Below are 20,815 nucleotides of genomic sequence, written 5' to 3' on the forward strand. Positions count from 1 at the left end.
CGCCGGCTTCGTCTCCGCGATCAGGGCACGGGTGCGAGCGGGGCCACCCGCTCGGTGTGCACGTCGTTGATGTGCCTCCGCAGCGTCTCGGCGAATCGCGCGGGGTCGGCGGCCTGCAGGGCCTCGACGAGCTCCCGGTGCTCGTCGAGGATGAGTTGGCACTGCTCGAGCAGCTTCGGGCCCAGCTTGAACAGCATGTAGCGCTGCCGGTCGGCAAGCCGGTCGCTGAGCTCGAGCAGCACCTGGTTGCCGCACACCTCCACGAACGAGCGGTGGAATGCCGTGGTCAGGTCGACGAAGCCGCGCACGTCCCGCGCCTCGAGCGCGGCCTGCTGCTCGGTGATCTGCTGGGCGAGCTTCTCAGCGAGGGCCTCGATCTGGGAGCTGTCCGCCCGCTGCACCGCTGCTGATTCCAGGATGTAGCGGGTGTCGGAGAGGTCAGAGATCGCGCGATCGCCGAGCCCCTTCACGAGGGCGCCGCGCTTCGGGTAGATCGTGATCCACTGCTCGTCCTGAAGCCGGACCAGCGCCGAGCGGATGGGGGTGCGGCTCATCGAGAGCTCGGAGGCCAGGCCGGACTCGCCGAGCATCTCCCCGGTTTCGTAGCGCCCCTCGATGATCCCGTCGCGGATGTGCTCGTAGGCGCGGGCGGCGGCGGATCCCGGTTCTTGCATCATGCTGCGGGCACCTCGTTCGGGTCGGGGCAGGCGTGGGTACAACTAGTATCCATGTTGAATCGGCTGGAGCTTGCTGAGCGCTTACCCATCATCTGTAGGATTCCGCTTGTATCCTAGATGGATGGCCGCTCCCTCCCCGTCCTCGACCGTCCCTCTGCAGAAGTACCGCCGACTGAGGGTCGTCACCCTCCTGCTCCTGGCGGTATGCGTGTTCCTGGGCATCGCTCTGTTCGCCCAGTCGACCGAGCAGGGCACGGAGACGTCGGGCGCTCCCGCCGAGACCTCGGCGCCGTCGGCGGAGCAGAGCGGGCCGGACGAGGCGAGCTACGTGCGCGCCGATCCTGAGGATCCGATGGCGATCGGCGATCCCGATGCGCCGGTCGTGCTCAGCGAGTGGACGGATATGCGCTGCCCCTTCTGCGCCGTGTTCAATCGGGACACCCTGCCGGCGATCATCGAGGAGTACGTCGAAGCAGGGAAGGTGCGCATCGAGATCAACGATGTCGCCTACTTCGGCGACGAGTCGGCAGATGCCGCGATCGCTGCCCGCGCCGCCGGCAATCAGGGCGGGTACGCAGAGTATCTGGAGGCGCTCTACGCTGCTGCACCGGAGGAGGGCCACCCGGACATGCCGCGTGAGAAGCTAATCGGCTTCGCGAAGACGGCGGGGATCGCGGATCTCGCGCAGTTCGAGAGGGATCTCGACGATCCCGAACTGCGGCGTGCCGTCGAGGCGAGCACGGCGCAGGCGCAGCAGCTCGGCGTGAGCGGAGTGCCGTTCTTCGTCGCCGATGGGCAGGCCTTGTCGGGAGCGCAGCCGGTCGAGGCCTTCCGCGAGTTCCTCGACGGGGTGCTCGCCGACGCGCAGAAGTAGCGAGAACTCGTGAACATCGGTCTGCTCGGTGCGCTGCTCGGCGGCGTGCTCACGCTGCTGAGCCCCTGCTCGGTCATGCTGCTTCCGGCGTTCTTCTCGTACGCGTTCACCGCGCCCCGGCAGGTCGTATCACGCACCGGCGTCTTCTACCTCGGCCTCATCACCACCCTGGTGCCGCTCGGCATGCTCGCGGGCACGCTCGGCGCGTTCATCAACGCGCACCGCTTCGTGTTCGTCACGGTCGCTTCGATCGTGGTGATCGTGCTCGGCGCGATCATGCTGCTGAACCTGCCGTTCCTCCGCCTGCGCGGTGCATCCGGGCTCGACGGCACCTCCGGATTGTCGGTGTATGCGCTCGGCACGGTCTACGGGCTCGCCGGCGTCTGCGCGGGGCCGCTGCTCGGCGCCGTGCTCACCTACGCGGCGATGGGCGGCAACGCGGTCTACGGCGGGCTCGTACTGCTGGTCTTTGCTGCGGGAATGGCGCTGCCACTGCTGTTCCTCGCGCTGCTCTGGGGCAGGATCCCGGCGGTGAAGAAGCTGGTGCGGCCGCGGGAGATCCGGATCGGGCCGTGGCGCAACACGTGGACCGGGGTGATCGGCGGTGCGCTGACCATCGCGATCGGCGTCTTCCTGCTGGTCACCAGAGGTACCACCTCGCTCGGCGGGGTGCTCGGAGCCACCGACCAGGCGCGACTCGAGGGATCGGTGCTCGGGGCGACGGGGAGTATCTCGGACCTGTGGGTGCTGCTCGGGGCTGTCGTCATCAGCGGGGCGGCATTGATCCTCGTCCGCTTCCGCAAGCGGCGCGCGCAGCGAGCGGCGCGGGATCCGGTTCAATAGATCTATGCCCGCATCTCTCGTCCTGCTCGCGGATACCCACCTGCCGAAGCGCGCGAAGGCGCTGCCCGACCCCGTGTGGGACGCGGTCGAAGCGGCCGATGTCGTCATCCATGCGGGCGACTGGGTGGACGAGGTCACCCTCGACGCGCTCGAGCAGCGCTCGCGCCGACTGATCGCCGTCTTCGGAAACAATGACGGGCCCGGGCTGCGGGTGCGGCTGCCCGAGATCGCCACCGCGGAGATCGAGGGGATCCGCCTCGCCGTCGTGCACGAGACCGGTGCCGCGCAGGGGCGCGAGAAGCGCATGGACGAGCGCTTCGCGGGGTTCGACGTGCTCGTGTTCGGGCACAGCCACATCCCGTGGGACACGACGACGCCGAGCGGGCTGCGGCTGCTCAACCCGGGCTCCCCGACTGATCGGCGCCGGCAGCCGGTCTGCACCTTCATGACCGCCGTCGCCGATGCGGGAGCGCTCCGAGACGTCGAACTCGTGCCGGTCGTCCGAACCTGAGGGCAGTAGCCGACGGGTTCGCGCGAGTTATCCACAGATTCCCGGAATCCGTCTCACGACCCCGCCGCCCTGCCTACACTGAGTGCATCGCGTCGGATCGCATCGCATCGCATCCGATCCGATCGCATCGCGCCAATCGTCGAGAGGGGTTCCATCGTGGTCGCAGTCATCACCACCGTCGTCAGCGCCGCCACGCTGCTCGTAGCCCTCGCGGCGGGGTTCGGTTGGATGATCACGCACTTCGACCGGCGACTCGATCGGGTGGAGACGGGGCTCGGGGATCGGATCGATCGAGTCGAGGAGGATTTGTCGTCTCGGATCAACGAGGTCGATGTGAGATTGACGGCGCGGATCGATCAGGTCGATGAGAAGTTGACGGCGCGGATCGATCAGGTCGATGAGAAGTTGACGGGGCGTATCGACGAGATGGGTGAGCGTATCGGCGGCCTCGCGGCAGAGGTGACCGATCTGAAGGTCGCCGTCGCCCGCTTGGAGGGCCCCTCGCGGCCGCCTTTGCAGCTGACGCGCTAGCCGCATCCCTGAAGAGGCTCGTGCGGGAGGGGAGCGATACATGCAGGCGATACAGGATTCGTACCCCGAGCGGTTCGCGCACTGCCACGGCTGCGGCCCCGCCAATCCACACGGCATGCGATTCAGGAGCTATCTCGAGGGCGATGAGGCCGTGCTCAGGTTCACACCTTCTCCGGAGTACACGGGCGGAGTGCCCGGGCATGTCTACGGAGGACTGCTCGCCTCGCTGTTGGATTGCCACGGTGCGGCGGCGGCCTCCGGCTTCGCGCATCGCGCGCGGGGGCGCGAGGTGGGCGACGGGGGCGAACCGCTGCGCTTCGTCACGGGCACTCTCACGGTGGTCTATCGGAGGCCGACGCCGATGGGCGTCGAACTGACGGTGCGGGGACGGCTCGACAGCATCAGCGGACGCAAGGTCGTAGTCGCGCTCGAACTCTCCGCGGAGGGCGAGGTGTGCGTCACCGGGGAGATGGTCGCGATCCAGATTCCGCCCGAGCTCTAGGAGCCGTGATCGGGATCCCGTCAGTCCATGTCCGGGGCAGTGAGAGCCGTCACATCCCACTGGCGCTGTCCGCTCTGAGCCTGCCCCGTCAGAACTCCGGGGATCCGCACGAGACCGGCAAGCATCAGTGTCCAGCCCCCGCTCTCCCGCGAATCGCCGGAGTTATGACGACGACCCTCGCGCAGGGCCACGCCAACAGGGGGACGCGTCTGGGGTTCGTGTGTTCCCGTCGGTCCCGCCGATGCAGACCTCCCGCACCGTTGTAGACCTCTCGTACGGTGCTGGAGGTCTACAACGGTGCAATAGGTCTACAGTGGCGCAGGTTTACAGTGGGGAGCGGGATCTGACGACAGCGCAGCCGGCCGCTCGACATCCGAAAATCGACGCATCTGGGAGACAAGAAGAATCCCCGGGGAGAAGAGCACTGTGTCCCGTGCGAGATGCGGCCATCTCCGCCCGCTCAGCGGGGCTTCGGCACCAGCATCTCTGCCAGCTGCGGGTCGTCGTCGCCCCAGGGGGCGATCCCGAGGCGTCGGGCCGCTTCCGGGGGAGCGCCGTGCAGGGCCGCATATGCGGCGAGCGACTCGGGGCTGTCGTGCGTCACTCGCAGATACTTGCCCGACCAGCTGTCGAGCTCGCCGCGGTGGATCGCGAGCACCAACTCGGTCGTGCGCTCGACCGGGGTGAACTCGGTGCGGTTCGCGTGCAGCTGCATCGACGTGCTCATCGCGGTCTTCACCGTGCCGGGTGAAACCGCGAAGCTGCGCAGACCGAGTGCGAAGCCGGCCTCATGCAGGTGGCCGACGTTGCGGATCATGGCGGCCTTGCTCGAGGTGTAGGCCGAGGCTTTCGCCCAGTCCCGGGCGCCGGCGCCGGAGACCAGTTCGACCACCCGGCCTCCGCCCTGCTCGAGCATCAGAGGGATGGTCGCCCGGGAAACATGGAATGAGCCGATGAGGTTCGTCTCGATCACCTCTCGCCACTCGTGCGCGTCGGCCTGCCACAGCGGTACCTCGGTGTCGATGCGCCCGGCATTGTTCACGAGCAGGCTGATCGGTGCGTTCAGCTCGGCGGTCAGCTCCGCGACCGCGGCCTGCACGGCCGCATCGTCGGTCACGTCGACCGGGCGGTGCGCCGCGCGGCCTCCTGCCTCGACGATCTCGCCCGCGACCCGTGCGAGGCCCTCACTGCCTCGGGCGATCAACCCGACCGCGACGCCGCTCGCAGCGAGCGTTCGCGCGATCGCCTCGCCGATTCCACGGGAGGCGCCGGTGATGATTGCCGCAGTCGTTCGGGTCATGCTGCCAGCCTAGCGACGGCGCTGACGGGGGTGAGGAGTATCGGGGGTCCTGATGCCCGCCCGGTGTCGACGGTGCCGCTTACCTGCACGGAACCGGCTGAATCGGGATAGTGTTCTCTCACGGTCTGCCTCCACATGCCCTCGCCGACGGCGGGGAGTGCCCGAGAGCGGCCGCCTGACGAGCGCGATCCTGCCGGGAGGTGCGATGCCTGAGCGGCACGAGCGTCGGCGACGCCGGCACCGCATTCGCGCCGCGCTCGCCGCAGCGACGTGCGCGCTCGTGTCGCTCACGGGGTGCATGACGGGCGACGGCGTTGCGAGCGCGTTCAGGCAGGAATTCTCCGCCGATCCTGCGATCGAGAGCCTCGACCTCTCCAGCGCCGACAACATGCCGTTCACCGGTGGTGTCGGCGGCACGGTGATCCTGCGCGACGGGTCGAGCGACGAGCAAGTGCGCGACGTCTCGGAGCGCATCGTCGAGTTCGCCGCACGAGAGGCCGACCGCGGCGGGGAGGCGCGGGTCAGTATCGATATCGAGGCCGATGAGTGGCGGATCCCGGTGCTCACCGACACTGAGACGAACGAGGCGGTCCTCGATCTCGCACTCGCGCAGCGAGCCGAGGCCGTATCGGTCTCGGGGGCCATCGGATCTCAGGATCACCGCAGTGACATCACCCACGTCGCGCTGCAGGCGGTGGACGCGCCGAGCGCCTTCGCCCTCTTCGAAGAGACCGCGGGTCGCTTCTCGGAGAGGGGGCTGGAGCCCGCCATCACGGTCGCAGCCGAGTCAGCGTCGGAGGGGTCGGTGGAGTTGTCGGGTCGGCCGGGTCCGTGGCTGGAGCGGGCGCAGCACGCCTATGACGCGCTGCGAGCGGAGGTCGCTCTGACGTCGTTCCGCGCGGAGCAGGACGCGTTCACCGTGACGGTCGGCAGCGAGCGGGACGCTTCGGAGGCGGCATCGATCGCGCGCGCGGCGCCGGGGGTGTCGGGCATCGAGGTGTTCGTGGAAAGCAACCTCGTCACGCTCTTCCCGGGTGCGAACGGCGACACCGTGAGGTCGATCCTCGCCGACATGGGCGACGAGCGCATCGACACCATCGATACCGTGTGGACCGACGATCGCACGGCGGCATTCCACCTGAAATCGGTGGTCGATGCCGAGGAGCTCGTGGGGGTGTTGGCCGAGGATCCGCGCGCCGCGATGATCGAGACGATCACCGTGTCGAGCGGTCGGCCCGATGAGCCGACGCTCGAACTGGAGGAGACGCCCTCGCGCCTGGCCGACTCGATCCGTCCGATGGCGGATCTGCTCGCCCGGGATGGAGTGGAGGCCGTGCGCCGGTCAGCCGGATACTCGATCGAACTCGTGATAGCCGACGATGTCGCCGATGCCGATCTCGGGGAGTACGCGCCAGGGGTGAAGGATCTCGCGGAGCCCGGTGAACGGCTCTGCGTCGAACAGGGCGATGGCGCCTTCTGTCTGATCGCAGCGCCAAGGATCGACCCCGACGATGCCGGACCTCGAGCCGCGAAGCAGGGACGGGCCTTCATCGAGAGCTGGAACAACGCCCCCTGAGCGAGGCGGAACGTCGGGACGGGTGAGAACTCACTCACGGCGGCCTCTTGCTGCGTGGCGAGGGGGCCGCCCGGATCGGCGTTGCGGGACCGGCCCCGGCCCGGGGCTCACCGCGAACGCCGATCCGGTCGGCCGATCCGGTCAGCCGAGTCGCTCAGCCGGGTTGCTCAGCGGATCCGCTCAGCCGGGTTATTCAGCGGAGCCGGTCAGCCGCGAATGCTCGCTCAGCAGCCGTGCGAGCATTCGCGGCCGCTCACCGCTCGGCTCCTTCGGCCGCGGCGCGCTTCCGCTTCCAAGCCATGAACGCGAGCAGACCCCCGGCTGCTCCGAAAAGCGACGCCACGGTACCGGCGAGGGGCAGCAGACCCTCCCCGCCGGTCATTGCGAGCGGAGTCTCGTGCTGCGCCCGCTGCTTCGAGCCCTCCTTCGGAGCGTCCTCCTTTGTGGTCTCCGTCGGTTGCTCCGCGGCGGGCTCGGGGGTCGGCGTGGTCTTCTCGGTCACCTCGCCGGGAACGGGATCGATCCCCGGTACTTGCAGGGTCGCGATGTTGTGCACCTCACCGGCCTTCTCATCGGCCTCGGTGATGACGTGCTCGAAGTCGCCGATGCATGAGACCTGTTCTCCTGCCGGAAGCGGTTCGGCGAGGCACTCCTGCCCCTCGAGTCCGAGGAGCTCGTCGGTGAGCATGATGGACTCCTCGGTCGTGTTACCGGTGTTCTTCGCGGTGATGTCGTAGACGATCGTGTCGCCGGCGTTGCCGCGCGCGCCGTCCTGGTTGGTGTCCTGCACCTCGGCGACCGTCTTGATCGTCTCGAGGCCGGGCTTCACCACCGGCACCGAGGCGTCTGCGGCGCACACCGAGCCCGTCGTATCGCTGGCGAAGCAGGTGTTCACGCCCGTGTTGGTGGCCTCATTCCTCAGGAGATCCGCGCTCTTCTCCGTGACCTTCACCTCCACCGTGCGGGTGGATGTCTCGCCGCCGGCGAGGTCGACCGCGGGCCACACGATCCGGCGTCCATCGGCTCGTGCCAGGTCGGAGACCGACACTACCTCCACGCCATCGGGCAGCGTGTCGGTCGTCACGACGCCGACCGCCGCCCGTGAGGTCTCCTCGTTCGTCGTCACGATCTCGTAGCTGACCGTATCGCCGGCCATGAGGCGCGACGCGTCCGAGGTCACCTCCTTGGTGATGGCCGTGCGCGCGGGGCGGAGCACTCCATCGGCGGCCCCGTCGAGCTTCGCCGACCGGATCGTCGATCGATACACGCTGTCGCGATTCGCATCGGTGTTCTCGGGGATGTTGTTGAAGGTGTCGACGGGCGTATCGCCCATCGCTTCCACCCTGTAGGCGAAGTGATACTGAGCCGAGGGCTTGCCCACGATGTAGCCGGCGGAGAGACGAACACCGACGGCGCCCTCGGGCACTTGCACCCCGGTAGGGAGTGTGAGCACGACCCGCTTGTTGCTCACCCGCTTCGCGACCGCGGTGCCGGTCACGCCCGGGGCAGCGGTGCTCATGAGGAGACCGGCGGAGTCGATGAAGCGGTAGCTCCACCGATAGTCGGCGTTCACCACGGCATCGCGCTCACGCGATTCGACCGTGAACTTCACGGTCCCCGGGTCGAGCGGTCCCTTGGCCCTGCCCTGCGGGGAGTACTGCACCATCGCCGTCACGCCGATCTCATTGCCCGAGGCGATTCCGGTGCTCAGGAGCATCCCGGTCGCGTTCGGGAGTTGCTGCTGCATCGTGTGCGAGCTGCCCGGGCCGAGCAGCTGCCCGTTCGGGGCGATGAGGTTCAGCACCTGCGAGTTCGCGGCTTCGAAGAGGTGCTCGCCGCGCACGGTCACGGTGAAGGTACCCGTCACGTTCTGCAGACGATCCACACCGTCCGCGAACGAGATCGTCAAGCGCGTGGCGGTCGCCGACGCGGTGGCGATCAGCGTGCCGTCGGGTGTGCGGATCTCGAGATCCTTGAAGCTGCGGAACGCGAATCCGTTGTCGAGACCGAGCTCGATCATCTCTCCCGCTCTTGCGGCCGCGGGAACCCTCAGCGCGCCGCCGACGATGATGACGCCCTCGGTGACGTGCAGCTCGCCATCCGGGGTGAGGTTCTGCTCGGAGGCGGTGATATCGGTGAAGATCCGCGCGAAATCTCTCACTACGGGCGCCGCTTCGGGTGCGGAGTCGGGCACCGCTGGGAGCGCCGCTTCGGGCGGCGCTGAGGATGCCGCGGGCGGGTCGGTAATCGAGCTGTCGGGTGCTGCCGGAGCGTCCGCGACGGCGTGCGCGGTCGTGGGGGCGAGCCACACGACCGCGAGTACTGAGAGCGTGCCCGCAGCGGCCTGCCGCCCGAACGCTCTGCGCTTCATCTGCTGGTCGAAGGTATTCATGAAGAGGGTCATCCCTTGGTCGTTGATCGGCCCGGCGGTCGCCGGTCACACCATCCTGAGGGGGTGGATGACCCGAGAATCGGCGAAAAAGTAGATCAGTGGATAAGTCGCGCGGGGTCACGAAAAGCCCGTGATTGTGAGCGAAGTTCGAGGAGCGATGCCTCCCCCCGCGCCCGCACATCGAGTCGGCCTGAAAGCGTCGAGACCGCCTACAATTCGCGCGAATTGTAGGCGGTCTCGGCAGGAAGGGGCGGTCTCGGTGGGAAGAGGCGGTCTCGGCAGGAAGGGGCCGTCCCGGCAGGGAGGGACCGCCTCGGCAGGGAGGGGGCTGCCTCGGTAGGAAGGGGCTGCCTCGGTAGGAGGGGCTGCCTCGCCAGAAAGGCGTCGAGTCGCCAGAAAGGGGCCGACTCGACCGCGACCGGCGCCCTTACCGCCCCGCGACCGGCGCCCCTCCCGCCCCCGCGACCGGCGCCCTACCGCGCAGGCGCTCCGAAGCGTACCGTGGAGGTATGGTCGCGAAGCCGAGATCGGGAATCGCCGCCGTGATCCTCCGGGCCTCGCTGGCCCTCGGGATCCCGCTGGTGCTGATGGGCTGCGCTGCTCCGGCTGAGGGGCCGACCGAGGATCCCGCCCCCACAGGCTCCTCCGAGACGACGGAACCGTCTGAGAGCACACCGCCGAAGACGACAGCACCGCAGCCCGACCCCACCGAGTCCCCGGTCGCGATCCCGAGCTGCGAGGAGCTGGTGCCCCTCGAGACGGTCCGCGAGCAGTTTCCGGGCGCGCCCGATATCGAGACGTTCCACGACTCGCAGGAGATCCAGGACAAGGCGAGGGAGCTCGCCTTGGGTCCCGCTGCGATCGCAGCGCTCGACGGGGCCGAGCAGATGCGGCACTGCGCGTGGGGTATCCCCGCGAGCGACGGCATCAGCCGCCTGTACGTCGCCGAGCTGAACGCCGACGCTCGGGACGCCCTGATCGCGGAGCTCGACGGCTCGGTATTCGTGCGGTCGGAGGAGGAGGGCTGGATCCGCTACTCCGACTTCTCCGAGGGCGGGGTCGCCCCGATGCACCGCAGCTACTTCTTCAAGGATCGCATCTGGATCGTCGAGATATCGAGTGCTCCCGAGCCCACGCTCGCGCGCGAGGCGCTACGGCACTTCTGACGACGCGGCGCACCCCGTTCAGCGCGCCCTCCCGCAGTGCACCCGCCCGCCACACACCCGCTCAGCGCAGGATCGCGCTCGCCGCAGCCCTGGCCGCCCCGGTGTCGCGGGCTTCGATGACCGCCGACGCGGCCTCCCGGCACTGCTCGAGGCTCACCGCCCTCAGCTGCGCGGCGACCGCGGGGATCGCACGCGCCGACATCGACAGGCTCGTCGCGCCGGCACCGACGAGCACGGCCGCGAGCAGAGGGTCGGCCGCCGCCTCGCCGCACACGCCCACGCTGCCGCCGACCGCGGCCCCTGCGGCTCCGGCCCGCGCGATGAGCTCGATCACGGCCGGCTGCCACGGGTCGCCCAGCGCGGCGAGCGAGCCCAGCAGCCGGTCCGCGGCCATCGTGTACTGGGTGAGATCGTTGGTGCCGAGGCTCACGAAGTCGATCACCTCGAAGAGGCGGTCGGCGAGCAGCGCGGCCGAGGGGGTCTCGATCATCACGCCGACGCGCTCGAGGCCTCGTGCGCGCGCCCGCTCGGCGAAGTCCGCCGCCTCCGCGACGGTGGCGACCATGGGCGCCATCACCGCGACCTCGGCTCGCTCCTGCGCGGCGGCGGCCGCGATCGCCTCGAGCTGCCGATCGAGCAGCTCGGGAACGATCCACGAGGTGCGCAGGCCGCGCACGCCGAGCGCGGGATTCTCCTCCTCGCCGGTCGGCACGAACGCGAGCGGTTTGTCGGATCCGGCGTCGAGCGTGCGCACCACGACCCGCTTGCCGGGGAACGCCGCGAAAACGCCGCGGTAGGCCGCGATCTGCTCGTCGACGCTCGGCTCCTCGGTGCGGCCCAGGAAGCAGAACTCGGTGCGGAAGAGGCCCACGCCCTCCGCGTTCGCCCGGGCGCCCTCCTCGGCGTCGGCGGCCTTGCCGACGTTCGCGAGCAGGGGCACGCGGTGGCCGTCGGAGGTGCGGCCCTCCCCGTCGAACGGAGCGATCTCGGCGCGCTCGGCGAGGGAGGCGGTGAGTTCGGGCGAGGGATCCCACACGAGTTCTCCCGTCGAACCGTCGACGAGCAGGGTGTCGCCCTGGGGGTCGCTCCAGGCGCCGCGGGCCGCGACGACCGCGGGGATGCCGTGCCCGCGCGCGAGGATCGCGGTGTGCGAGGTGGGGCCGCCCTCCTCGGTGACGAGCGCGAGGCAGAGTTCGGGATCGAGCACCGCCGTGTCGGCGGGGGCGAGGTCGTGGGCGACGAGCACGTAGGGATCGTCGGTGTCGGGGAGCCCCGGCTGCTGCTGGCCGGTGAGCGCGGCCACGATGCGGGCGCGCACGTCGGAGATGTCGGCGGCGCGCTCGGCCGTGCGTCCGCCGACGGCGCGGAGGGCTTCGGCGGCGGCGCCGAAGGCGTCCCAGACGGCTCGTGCGGCCGGGGATCCGGATCGGATCCGCTCGCGGGCCGCCTCCCTGAGATCCTCGTCCGCGGCGATCGCGGCCCCCGCCTCGAGGATCGCGCGCCCCTCCTCGCCCGCGCGCTCGGCGCGCTTTCGCAGTGCGGCCGCGACGGCGTCGGCTGCCTCCGCGACTCGCGCGGCTTCGCGCTCTCGGTCCGCGTCGGCGATCGCCGGACCCTCGGGCGGCTCGGCCACCGGCCCGGGCATGAGCACCACGCGCCCCGCGACGCGACCGGCGCTCACGCCGATCGGTGCTCCGCCGGGAGCTGACCCGCCTGCGGTGCGGCTTGTGGTGCGACCGTCGGTACGGCCTGCGGGCTGCGGGGGAGCGGCAGTGGCGGGGGCATCCGGGGCGGCGGGCGGCGCGGGATCGGGCGTGGCCGCACCGCCTGATCCGGGATCGCCTATTCCGGCATCACCAGGGGCGGGATCCGTCGGCTCGCCGAATCCGTCGGCGAAGAGCGCGACGAGCTCGTCGAGCAGTGCCCGCGCGTCTGCGCCCTCGGCGGTGAGCCGCAGGGTCTCGCCCTGGCCGACGCCGAGCGCGAGAAGTGCGGTCGGCCCGCTCACGCGCACGGGATCTGATCCCGGTCGGGCGACCCGCAGCACCGCGTCGCGGCCCGCGAGCGCGCCGATCACGAGCGCTGCGGGGCGCGCGTGCAGGCCGTCGCGGTTCAGCACCTCGACCTCCGCTTCGACCCCGACCTCGGCCCTCGTCTCCTCGGCTCCCGCGGAGGTCTCCGTCTCGCCCGCTCCGTCGGCCGGGGCGGAACCGGATCCCGAACCCGGATCCGCGTCCTCCTCGACCAGGTGCGAGCTCTTCGCCGCGAGGGCGCCCCGCGCCTCGGCCTCGACGTCGTCGAGCGAGGCCCCCGAGGCGGCGGTCACGACCGCCGCGAGCAGTCCCTCCACGATCGGCGCGCTCGTGAGGCGCACGGGGGTCTCGCCGACGTCGGCGAACTCGAGCGCCATCTCGGCGCTGAGCACGGCCGATCCGAGGTCCATGAGCACGAGCACACCCCCGCCCTCGGCAGCGGCCTCGCCGATCGCCTCGGCCACGCGCATCGCGTCGGTGCCGGTACCGCCGTCGGCGGTGCCGGCCGCGAGCACGACCCGCGGAGGATCCGACGGGGTCATCTCGAGGGCCAGCGCGACCGCCGCCTCCGCGAGCGGCGCGCTGTGCGAGACGACGACGATTCCGACGCGATTCGTCATGCTGAGACCTCCGATGGGTGTTCCGATGGTGGCCGAGATACGGATCTCGCACGCGGATAGCTGCGACGGCCTGCGAAATTCGTATCTCGGCGATGGATGACGCGCGGGCAACCCGGCGCGGGGTGGGAGCGCGGGCAATGAGGCGCGGCCCGAAGCGCGGGCAACGAGGCGCGGGTGACGGCGGGGTGGCGAGGCAGGTACCGCGGCCCGCCGGCGGGATCCCCGACGGGCCGCTCAGGCCGCCGCAGCCAGCGCCTCGAAGAGCAGCGCGGTCGACGCACTGCCCGGATCGATGTGCCCCGCTGACCGGTCGCCGAGGTAGCTCGCCCTGCCCTTGCGCGCGACGAGCGGCTCCGTGGCGTCGCGCCCCTCGGCCGCCGCCGCGCTCGCCGCGGTCAGCGCGTCCGCGAGCGATCCCGATCCCGCCGCCGCGTCGTACGCGTCGAGCGCCGGGAGCATGGCGTCGATCATGGTCTTGTCGCCCGGCTCGGCCTTGCCGCGCTGCAGGATCCCCTCGTAGCCCGCCCGCAGCGCCGCCCCCAGGCCCGCGGCGTCGAGCTCGGCGACCGCCCCGGCCTTCGCTCCCATGCGCAGGAAGAAGGTGCCGTAGAGGGGTCCGCTCGCGCCGCCGACCGACGAGACGAGCGTCATGCCCGTCGTCTTGAGCAGGGCGTCGACGGTGGCCGCGGGATCCTGCCCGATCTTCTCGACCACGGCTCCCATGCCGCGGGCCATGTTGGCGCCGTGATCGGCATCGCCGATCGCGGAGTCGAGTTCGGTGAGGTACTCGCGCTGCTCGGCGACCCGCTCGGCGAAGCCGGTGAGCCAGCGGGTGAGGGCGTCGATGGTGATGGTGTCGGTCATGATGCCTTTCGGTGGTGCGAGCGGTCGGAGAACGGAAGTAGCGGGGCGCGGGCCGCGAACGGCGGTCGCGATCAGGATCGGGATCGGGGCCCGTGTCGAGACGAGGCCCCGCGGCCGGCTCTACGCCAGCCAGCGCAGCCCGGGGGTGCGCACCGGCGCGTCCCAGAGACGCAGGATCTCATCGTCGGCCGAGAGCAGCGTGACCGAGCAGCCGGCCATGTCGAGCGAGGTGATGTAGTCGCCCACGAGGGTGCGGGCCACGGTCACGCCGGCACGGTCGAGCAGCTCGGCCACCTCGCCGTACATGAGGTGCAGCTCGCTGAGCGGGGTGCCGCCCATGCCGTTGAGCATCACGATGACGGGTTCGCCGGTGAAGTCGCGGTCGGCGAGGATCGGCTCGACCAGCTGCGCGGCGATCTCGGAGGCGGGGGCGAGCGGCACGCGCTTGCGCCCGGGCTCGCCGTGGATGCCGACGCCCATCTCGATCTCGTTCTCGGGGAGGTCGAAGGTCGGCTTGCCCGCCGCGGGCACGGTGCAGCTGGTGAGCGCCATGCCCATCGACCGTCCCCGCTCGTTGAGCTTCTCGGCGAGAGCGGTCACCGCCGCGAGATCCTGCCCCTCCTCGGCTGCGGCCCCCACGATCTTCTCCATGAGCACGGTCAGCCCCACGCCGCGGCGACCGGCGGTGTACAGCGAATCCTGCACCGCGACGTCGTCGGCGACGACCACTGTCGCGACCTCCACCCCGGTCTCGGCGGCGGCGATCTCGGCGGCCATCTCGAAGTTCATCACGTCGCCCGTGTAGTTCTTCACGATGTGCAGCACTCCCGCGCCGCGGTCCGCGCCCTTCGTCGCCGCGACCACCTGGTCGGGGGTGGGGGAGGTGAACATCTCGCCCGCGCAGGCCGCGTCGAGCATGCCGAGGCCGACGAAGCCGCCGTGCAGGGGCTCGTGGCCCGATCCGCCGCCCGAGAGCAGTGCGACCTTGCCCTGCTCCTTCGGCTCGCTGCGGTAGATCACGCGGTTCTCGTGGTCGACGGTGAGCTCCGGGTGAGCCCGATCCAGGCCCTTGAGCGCGTCGGCGAGCACATCCGCCGGATCATTGATGAGCTTCTTCATGACTGCGACCTCCACGTCGGGTTCGAGCTGATCGCGGCGGATGCTGCGAGCGTCCGTGAACGTCTCGCGTGCGGGGTTCCGTCGACACTGCCGATACTCGTGGATCCGGCGGGGCCTGTCAATGGCGGGGCCGACCGGCGCTCCCGCCGCGAGCCGGGTGAAATCGGGCGCGAAGCCGCCGGTTCGTCTTCCGCGAGATGCCGCGAACCGATACAAATGTCGAAGGGCCGTGCGGCCCGATGAGAGGACACGAACATGGCCGGATCCGGCGCTCTGCACATCACCGGGCGCTTCGTGCGCACCGACCTCGCCTGCATCGCGGAGGAGCCGGGAGCCGCGGCCGATCCCGCATCCGCCCCCGAGGCCATGCTCGTCGAGAACGGCCGCATCACGGCGATCGGATCGCGCGACGAAGTCCCGGCCCCTCCCGGAGCCCGGCGCATCGACCTCGGCGAGGGGTGGGCGATCCCGGGCCTCATCGAACCCCACGGCCACCCCTCGGAGGCCGCGCAGCTGCTGGGCGAGGGCGTCATCGACATCCGCCCCGTCACTCTCAGCTCCGCTGACGAGGTCTGGAGCAGCATCAGGGCCGCGCTCGCCGCCGGGCCCGCGCGGGTGCTCGCCAACGGCTGGGATCCGCTGCTGCAGCGCGGCCTCACCCCGCCCGATCGCGCAGAGCTCGACGCGGTCGCGGGCGACACCCCGCTCGTCATCGTGCACAACTCGCTGCACTCCGCCTACTTCAACACGGCGGCGGCGCGGGAGGCGGGCATCGACCGCGACACCCCCGACCCGGCGGGTGCTTCGTTCGGCCGCGATGCGTCGGGCGAGCTGAGCGGCGTCGCCTACGAGGCCGCTGCGGTGATGAGGATCGCCGGGCCCGTCATGGCCGCCGCTCGGGCGCGGCTTCCGCAGCGCATGGCCGAGCACCTCGCGGACGTGCGTCGGCGCGGCATCACCACCGTCGCAGACCTCACCTGGACATCCGAGCTCGGCCCGCTCTACGAGGGGCTGCGCGAGGCCGGCAGCCTGCCCGTGCGGGTGCGCGGCTACGAGATGTCGCGGCCCGGTGCGACCGCGACCGTTCCGCTCGAGAACGGCGACGCCTGGGTGCGGCAGACCGGCATCAAGGTGTGGAGCGACGGATCGCCGTGGGTCGGCAACATCGCCACCTCCTTCCCGTACCTCGACAACGCCGTCACCCGCGGCATCGGCCTCGAGCCCGGCCACATCGGGCGGGCGAACTACACGACCGAGCAGCTCATCGACATCGGATCGCAGTACGCGGGCGACGGGTGGCAGCTCGCCTGCCACTCGCACGGCGACGTCGCCGTCGACAGCACGCTCGACGCCTACGAGGAGCTGATCCGCCGGTTCGAACTGCGCGACCACCGCTTCCGCGTGGAGCACTGCGGACTCATGACCCCGGCTCAGTTCCGCCGCGCGGCCTCGCTGGGCGTGACGGTCAGCCTCTTCGTCGACCACATCACCTACTGGGGCGACGTGCTGGTCGACGACCTGTTCGGGGAGCGCGGATCGGCCTGGGCCGATGCGGGGGCGGCGTTCGCGGCGGGGCACCGCGCCACCTTCCACAACGACGGCACGGTGACGCCGTACGAGCCGCTGCGCAACATGGCCGTGGCCGAGACCCGCACCTCGCGCACGGGCAGGCACCTCGGCGGGGGCGCGGGCGTCACCCGCCTCGACGCCCTGCGCGCCCACACCTCGAACGCCGCCTGGCAGCTGCGCAGCGAGCACGAGGTCGGAGCGCTCGCGCCCGGGCTGCACGCCGACTTCGCGGTGCTCGACGTGGATCCGCGCACGGCCGATCCCGAAGCGCTCGCCGAAGCCCGAGTGCTCGCGACGGCGGTCGACGGCGAGCTGGGGTAGCGGCTGGGCGGGGCCCGGCCGGGACTTGTTCGGCCCCGGGCTGCTGAGCCGGGCTGCTGAGCCGGGCTGCTGAGCCGGGTTGCTGAGCCGGGCTGCTGAGCCGGGCTGCTGAGCCGGGCCGCTTCCGGGGGCGCCGCGCACCGCCGGCGCCGGATCGCTAGAGCAGGCCGATCTGCCGCGCCCGCCCCAGCGCGTCGGCGCGGGACGACACCCGCAGCTTGCGGTAGATGCTGCGCGTCTGCGACTTGATCGTGTTCACGGAGACGTGGAGGGCGTTCGCGATCTCCTCGTTCGACGCCTGGGTCGCCAATTCGAGGAGCACCAACGTCTCCCGCTTGGAGAGCTTCTCGAAGGTCTCCGCCTCGGTCTCGAACGGCGTGCCGACGGGATCGATCCAGATCCCCTCGGGCACGAGTGCGCGCAGCACTCGCAGATCCACCGCGGGCACCCACGAGAGCGGCAGCCGGTTGCGGGTGCGATCGAGGGAGTACAGGGCCTGCTCCAGGAGCGTGCCCGCGTACCCGGTCTCGCCGAGCCGGGCGTGCGCCGCAGCGCTCAGCAGCAGGTGCTGCGCCTGATGCGAGGGGATCAGATCGTGGGTGCGGATCCTGTCGAGCAGAGCGGCGGACTCCTGCGGCTGACCCGAGAGCAGCGCGAGCCTCGCCCGCGCGAGCATGGTGACGGGAGCCTCGCCGCGATGCGTCAGCACGGCGCGGGCGCGGGGCAGATCCCCGACCGCCATCAGCAGGTCGGCGTGCAGCGTGCGCAGCTCCTCGGCCCAGCCCGAGCTCAGCGGGAACGAACTCAGGGAATCGCGGGTCGCCTCCAGCTCTTCGAGGCCCCGCGCGGCCTCGCCGCTGAGGAGCCGCACGACCCCTCGCGTCCAGGCGATCGTCGACCACTGCTCGAACTCCTCGAGCCGCTTCGCGACCGGCTGCAGAGCCTCGAGCGCCGTGCCGCCGTCTCCGCGGTTCAGAGCGGTGAGCGCGCTCGAGAGGTGCCATCCGACGGCGTAGAGCGATCCCTCCCAGCCCTTCCAGGGTGAGGTGCCGACCATCGCGATCTCGCGCTCGGCCCCCACCATGTCGCCGGTGTAGGCGCGGGTGAACGAGAGCACAGAGTGCGTGTGGAACGGGCGGCCGGGGTGCGGGTCGCCCTCCATCCCCTGAGCGAGTTCGAGCACGCGCGGGATCCGGTGGGCGAGCAGCGCCGTGATCACCAGCTGCAGGGTGCCGGCGTAGAGCCAGGGCTCGGCCGAGAGATCCTTCGCCCTTGCGACGAGCCGCACGAACTCCTCGCCGGCGCGCGCGGCCTCGTCGTAGTTGCGGCTCACCCGCATGCCCCCGAACCTGGCCAGCGCTGCGAACAGCTCTTCGGCGCTGCCCGCGGGGATCGGCCGCCGTGAGAGTTCGGTGAGGCCGATGCGCAGGAGCTGCCGGATGCGCTGAGTGGGAATGATCGCGCTCTCGCTGAGCGCGATCGAGAGCGCGATCGGCAGCTCGCCCTTGCGCTGGAGGCGCTCGGTGGGGAGCGGGTTCAGCAGCGCGATCACCTCGGCCGAGCGGAACTGGCTGAGCTCTGAGAAGTAGCGCGCGAAGTGGGGAAAGACCAGGCCGTCCATCCCCCCTTCGATGAGCATCCCGAGCGTCTCGACGGGGTCCGCGAGGTCGCGCAGCTGCTCGTAGGCGATGCGGCGCACCTCGGTGACGCGTTCGGCACCGAGCTCGTGCACCGCCCGCTGCCTGAGGGCCGAGGTGATGAGGGCGTGCATGAGGAAGACGGGGCGGCCGCGGCGGATCGCGATGCGCCCGAGCCCGCGCTCCTCCAGCGCCTCCACCAGTCTCCAACCCTGGCCCGAGTGCTCCAGACGCCGCGCGAGCGGCTCATCGACCTCGGGGCACAGGGAGACGGCGAGTGCGAGCGCCTCCTTCGCCGGGTCGTCGAATCGCGGCGTGAAATCGGTGAGCACCGATGCGATGCCGCGCTCGACCTCGTCGAGCTCGGGCCTGCGGGAGCCGTCGGCCGAGAGCCCCTCCATCACGGAGAGCGAGAGCCGCACGGCGAGGGAGTGGCCGCGGGTCATGCGCTCGAGCACCGCGAGCTCGCTCTTCGTGACCGGATACGGCAGCGCGGAGGCGAGCTGCGCGAGTTCCCCGCTCGTGAACGCGAGCTCTGCGGAATCGATGACGGTGGTCTCGATGGCCGTCGATGTCAGCGGCGCCTCGAACCGGGTGCGACGCCTGCTCGAGGCGATGATGCGCAGCGGTGATGCGATGCGCATGAGGGAGACGAGCTGATCCTGCAGGGCATCCTCGGCCAGGTGGAGGTCGTCGAGCACGAGCACCACACGGGATTCGGCGCGCAGCACTGTCGACGCCAGCAGGGCGGGAGCGTCATCGGGTGAGATGAAGCCGCTGAGGTAGCCGTCGAAGATGCGCTGGAACACCTCCGGAGCCGCGGTTCTGAGTGCTGCGAAGGTGCGCAGCCAGAAGCTGCGGGCGTCGATGATGCCCTCGTCGAGCGTCACCCAGGCGACCGCGGTATCGCGGTGCTCTCGAGCCCACCGCGCGATGAGCGCCGTCTTGCCCGCGCCTCCCTCGGCGCGCACCACCACGACGCGGCCGCCGTTCTCGATCTGCGAGAGCAGTCGCTCCCGTCGCAGTTGGCCCGGTGCATCGATCGGTACTGCAGCATCGGGTCGGGGGTCGCCAAGCACAGCGTGATTCCCTTTCGCGCCAGGGTATCTGAGGCGAAGCGCCCCCGCGCTTCGGCCCCTGGACACCGCCCACTTCTGTCGGCTCCCCCGATAGACAGCTTAACCCGAATGTTACATCAGTGTTTTATCGTCGGGCCCCGCGGAAAGACGCGGCGGAGACGAGCGCTCCAGTCCGGCTCTGGAGCCGCATAGAGACCCTGTGATCCGCTCGATACATCGGGGCAGTACACTCGGAGCGAGTTCGAACGCCGGGCACCCCTCGGCCATCCGTCATTTGGAGGAATCGATGAAGATTCGCTATGCAGTTCCCGCCATCGCCGCGGCTGCTCTGCTCACGCTCACGGGCTGCGTCAACAACGCCGAGTCCGAGGGCGGTGGTCAAGGCGGGGGAAGCACCTCGGCCCCTGCAGATATCGCCCCCGACCAGGCGGCCGTCGATCTGCTGCCCGACGAGCTCAAGGACTCCGGCGTGCTGCGCATCGGCACCGACGCCGAGTACCCGCCGAACGAGTACAAGGACGCCGACGGCAACCCCACCGGATGGGGCGTCGAGCTCGCGGAGGCCGTCTCGGCCAAGCTCGGCCTCGATCCCGAGTGGGAGATCCTCGGCTTCGACAGCATCATCCCGCGTATCCAGGAGGGGGCCCTCGACATGGGCTCGTCGTCCTTCACCGACACCCTCGAGCGCCAGAAGTCCGTCGACTTCGTCAACTTCCTGAACGCGGGCACGCAGTGGGCGGCGCCCGTCGGGTCGGACGTGAACCCCGATGATGCCTGCGGTCTGACGATCGCGGTGCAGGCCACGACCGTGCAGGACACCGAGGAGCTGCCGGCGAAGTCGAAGGCGTGCACCGACGCGGGCAAGGACGCGATCGAGATTCTGCGCTTCGACGGCCAGCCCGAGGCGACGCAGGCCGTGGTCGACGGCCGCGCCGACGCCTTCTCGGCCGACCTGCCGGTGACCGGCGACGCGGTGGCCAAGCTCTCGGACCAGCTCGAGACCGTCGGCGACGTCTTCGACGCGGCGCCCTACGGCTTCGCGACGCAGAAGGACAGCGACACCACGAAGGCGGTGCAGGCCGCGCTGCAGTCGCTCATCGACGACGGCACGTACCTCGAGATCCTGACCGACGCGGGCATCGAGGCGGGCGCGCTCACCGAGGCCACGATCAACGCCGGCTCCGCCTGATCCTCGTCATGA

16 protein-coding genes are annotated in these 20,815 nt (G+C 70.5%); 9 read left to right on the top strand and 7 right to left on the bottom strand.

The genetic code is table 11. The features are described from left to right. Positions 1-20: 20 nt before the first annotated feature. Positions 21-677, bottom strand: coding sequence for a GntR family transcriptional regulator (locus KVY00_RS09615; RefSeq protein WP_223042756.1), 657 nt, complete (start codon positions 675-677; stop codon positions 21-23). 121 nt (positions 678-798) lie between these two features. On the opposite strand from KVY00_RS09615, the gene KVY00_RS09620 reads away from it, so the two are divergent. The 5 genes from KVY00_RS09620 (at position 799) to KVY00_RS09640 (ending at position 3,938) form a co-directional block, all read left to right on the top strand. Continuing rightward, on the top strand, positions 799-1,551 hold the full coding sequence (locus KVY00_RS09620; RefSeq protein WP_223042757.1) for a DsbA family protein: 753 nt from the start codon (positions 799-801) through the stop codon (positions 1,549-1,551). Between the two features lie 9 nt (positions 1,552-1,560). Further along, complete coding sequence (locus tag KVY00_RS09625) at positions 1,561-2,394, top strand: cytochrome c biogenesis CcdA family protein (RefSeq protein ID WP_223042758.1); 834 nt, start codon at positions 1,561-1,563, stop codon at positions 2,392-2,394. A 4-nt stretch (positions 2,395-2,398) separates the two neighbouring features. Then, positions 2,399-2,905 (top strand): metallophosphoesterase family protein, encoded by a 507-nt coding sequence (locus tag KVY00_RS09630; RefSeq protein WP_223042759.1) that lies wholly within the window; start codon positions 2,399-2,401, stop codon positions 2,903-2,905. A gap of 156 nt (positions 2,906-3,061) precedes the next feature. Further along, positions 3,062-3,436 (top strand): apolipoprotein A1/A4/E family protein, encoded by a 375-nt coding sequence (locus KVY00_RS09635; protein ID WP_255572583.1) that lies wholly within the window; start codon positions 3,062-3,064, stop codon positions 3,434-3,436. Positions 3,437-3,551: 115 nt separating this feature from the next. After that, positions 3,552-3,938, top strand: coding sequence for a PaaI family thioesterase (locus KVY00_RS09640; protein ID WP_223042760.1), 387 nt, complete (start codon positions 3,552-3,554; stop codon positions 3,936-3,938). A gap of 460 nt (positions 3,939-4,398) precedes the next feature. Here KVY00_RS09640 and KVY00_RS09645 read toward each other — a convergent pair whose 3' ends face one another. Next, positions 4,399-5,238 (bottom strand): SDR family oxidoreductase, encoded by an 840-nt coding sequence (locus tag KVY00_RS09645; protein ID WP_223042761.1) that lies wholly within the window; start codon positions 5,236-5,238, stop codon positions 4,399-4,401. A gap of 205 nt (positions 5,239-5,443) precedes the next feature. On the opposite strand from KVY00_RS09645, the gene KVY00_RS09650 reads away from it, so the two are divergent. Beyond that, positions 5,444-6,814 carry a hypothetical protein gene (locus KVY00_RS09650; protein WP_223042762.1) on the top strand — a complete coding sequence of 457 codons (1,371 nt, stop codon included), beginning with the start codon at positions 5,444-5,446 and terminating at the stop codon, positions 6,812-6,814. 253 nt (positions 6,815-7,067) lie between these two features. On the opposite strand, the gene KVY00_RS09655 is transcribed toward KVY00_RS09650, so the two are convergent. Next, the gene (locus tag KVY00_RS09655) at positions 7,068-9,206 is read right to left on the bottom strand and encodes a DUF7507 domain-containing protein (protein WP_223042763.1); all 2,139 of its coding nucleotides are present in this window, start codon (positions 9,204-9,206) and stop codon (positions 7,068-7,070) included. Positions 9,207-9,715: 509 nt separating this feature from the next. On the opposite strand from KVY00_RS09655, the gene KVY00_RS09660 reads away from it, so the two are divergent. Further along, positions 9,716-10,372, top strand: a complete 657-nt coding sequence (locus KVY00_RS09660; RefSeq protein ID WP_223042764.1) for a hypothetical protein — start codon at positions 9,716-9,718, stop codon at positions 10,370-10,372. A 61-nt stretch (positions 10,373-10,433) separates the two neighbouring features. On the opposite strand, the gene ptsP is transcribed toward KVY00_RS09660, so the two are convergent. The 3 genes from ptsP to dhaK all read right to left on the bottom strand — a co-directional run bounded on the left by ptsP (position 10,434) and on the right by dhaK (position 15,008). Next, on the bottom strand, positions 10,434-13,025 hold the full coding sequence (ptsP, locus tag KVY00_RS09665) for a phosphoenolpyruvate--protein phosphotransferase (RefSeq protein WP_223042765.1): 2,592 nt from the start codon (positions 13,023-13,025) through the stop codon (positions 10,434-10,436). A gap of 234 nt (positions 13,026-13,259) precedes the next feature. After that, on the bottom strand, positions 13,260-13,889 hold the full coding sequence (dhaL, locus tag KVY00_RS09670; protein ID WP_223042766.1) for a dihydroxyacetone kinase subunit DhaL: 630 nt from the start codon (positions 13,887-13,889) through the stop codon (positions 13,260-13,262). Positions 13,890-14,009: 120 nt separating this feature from the next. Continuing rightward, positions 14,010-15,008 (bottom strand): dihydroxyacetone kinase subunit DhaK, encoded by a 999-nt coding sequence (gene dhaK, locus KVY00_RS09675; RefSeq protein WP_223042767.1) that lies wholly within the window; start codon positions 15,006-15,008, stop codon positions 14,010-14,012. Between the two features lie 255 nt (positions 15,009-15,263). Between dhaK and KVY00_RS09680 the strand changes: the two genes are divergently transcribed. After that, the gene (locus KVY00_RS09680) at positions 15,264-16,898 is read left to right on the top strand and encodes an amidohydrolase (protein WP_223042768.1); all 1,635 of its coding nucleotides are present in this window, start codon (positions 15,264-15,266) and stop codon (positions 16,896-16,898) included. A 157-nt stretch (positions 16,899-17,055) separates the two neighbouring features. On the opposite strand, the gene KVY00_RS15695 is transcribed toward KVY00_RS09680, so the two are convergent. Further along, on the bottom strand, positions 17,056-19,614 hold the full coding sequence (locus KVY00_RS15695) for a LuxR C-terminal-related transcriptional regulator (RefSeq protein WP_255572584.1): 2,559 nt from the start codon (positions 19,612-19,614) through the stop codon (positions 17,056-17,058). Between the two features lie 286 nt (positions 19,615-19,900). Between KVY00_RS15695 and KVY00_RS09695 the strand changes: the two genes are divergently transcribed. After that, positions 19,901-20,803, top strand: coding sequence for an ABC transporter substrate-binding protein (locus tag KVY00_RS09695; RefSeq protein ID WP_223042769.1), 903 nt, complete (start codon positions 19,901-19,903; stop codon positions 20,801-20,803). The last annotated feature ends 12 nt before the right edge of the window (positions 20,804-20,815 follow it).

The sequence above is a fragment of the Leucobacter tenebrionis genome, from assembly GCF_019884725.1.
In the GTDB taxonomy this organism is placed as follows: Bacteria; Actinomycetota; Actinomycetes; order Actinomycetales; family Microbacteriaceae; genus Leucobacter; species Leucobacter tenebrionis.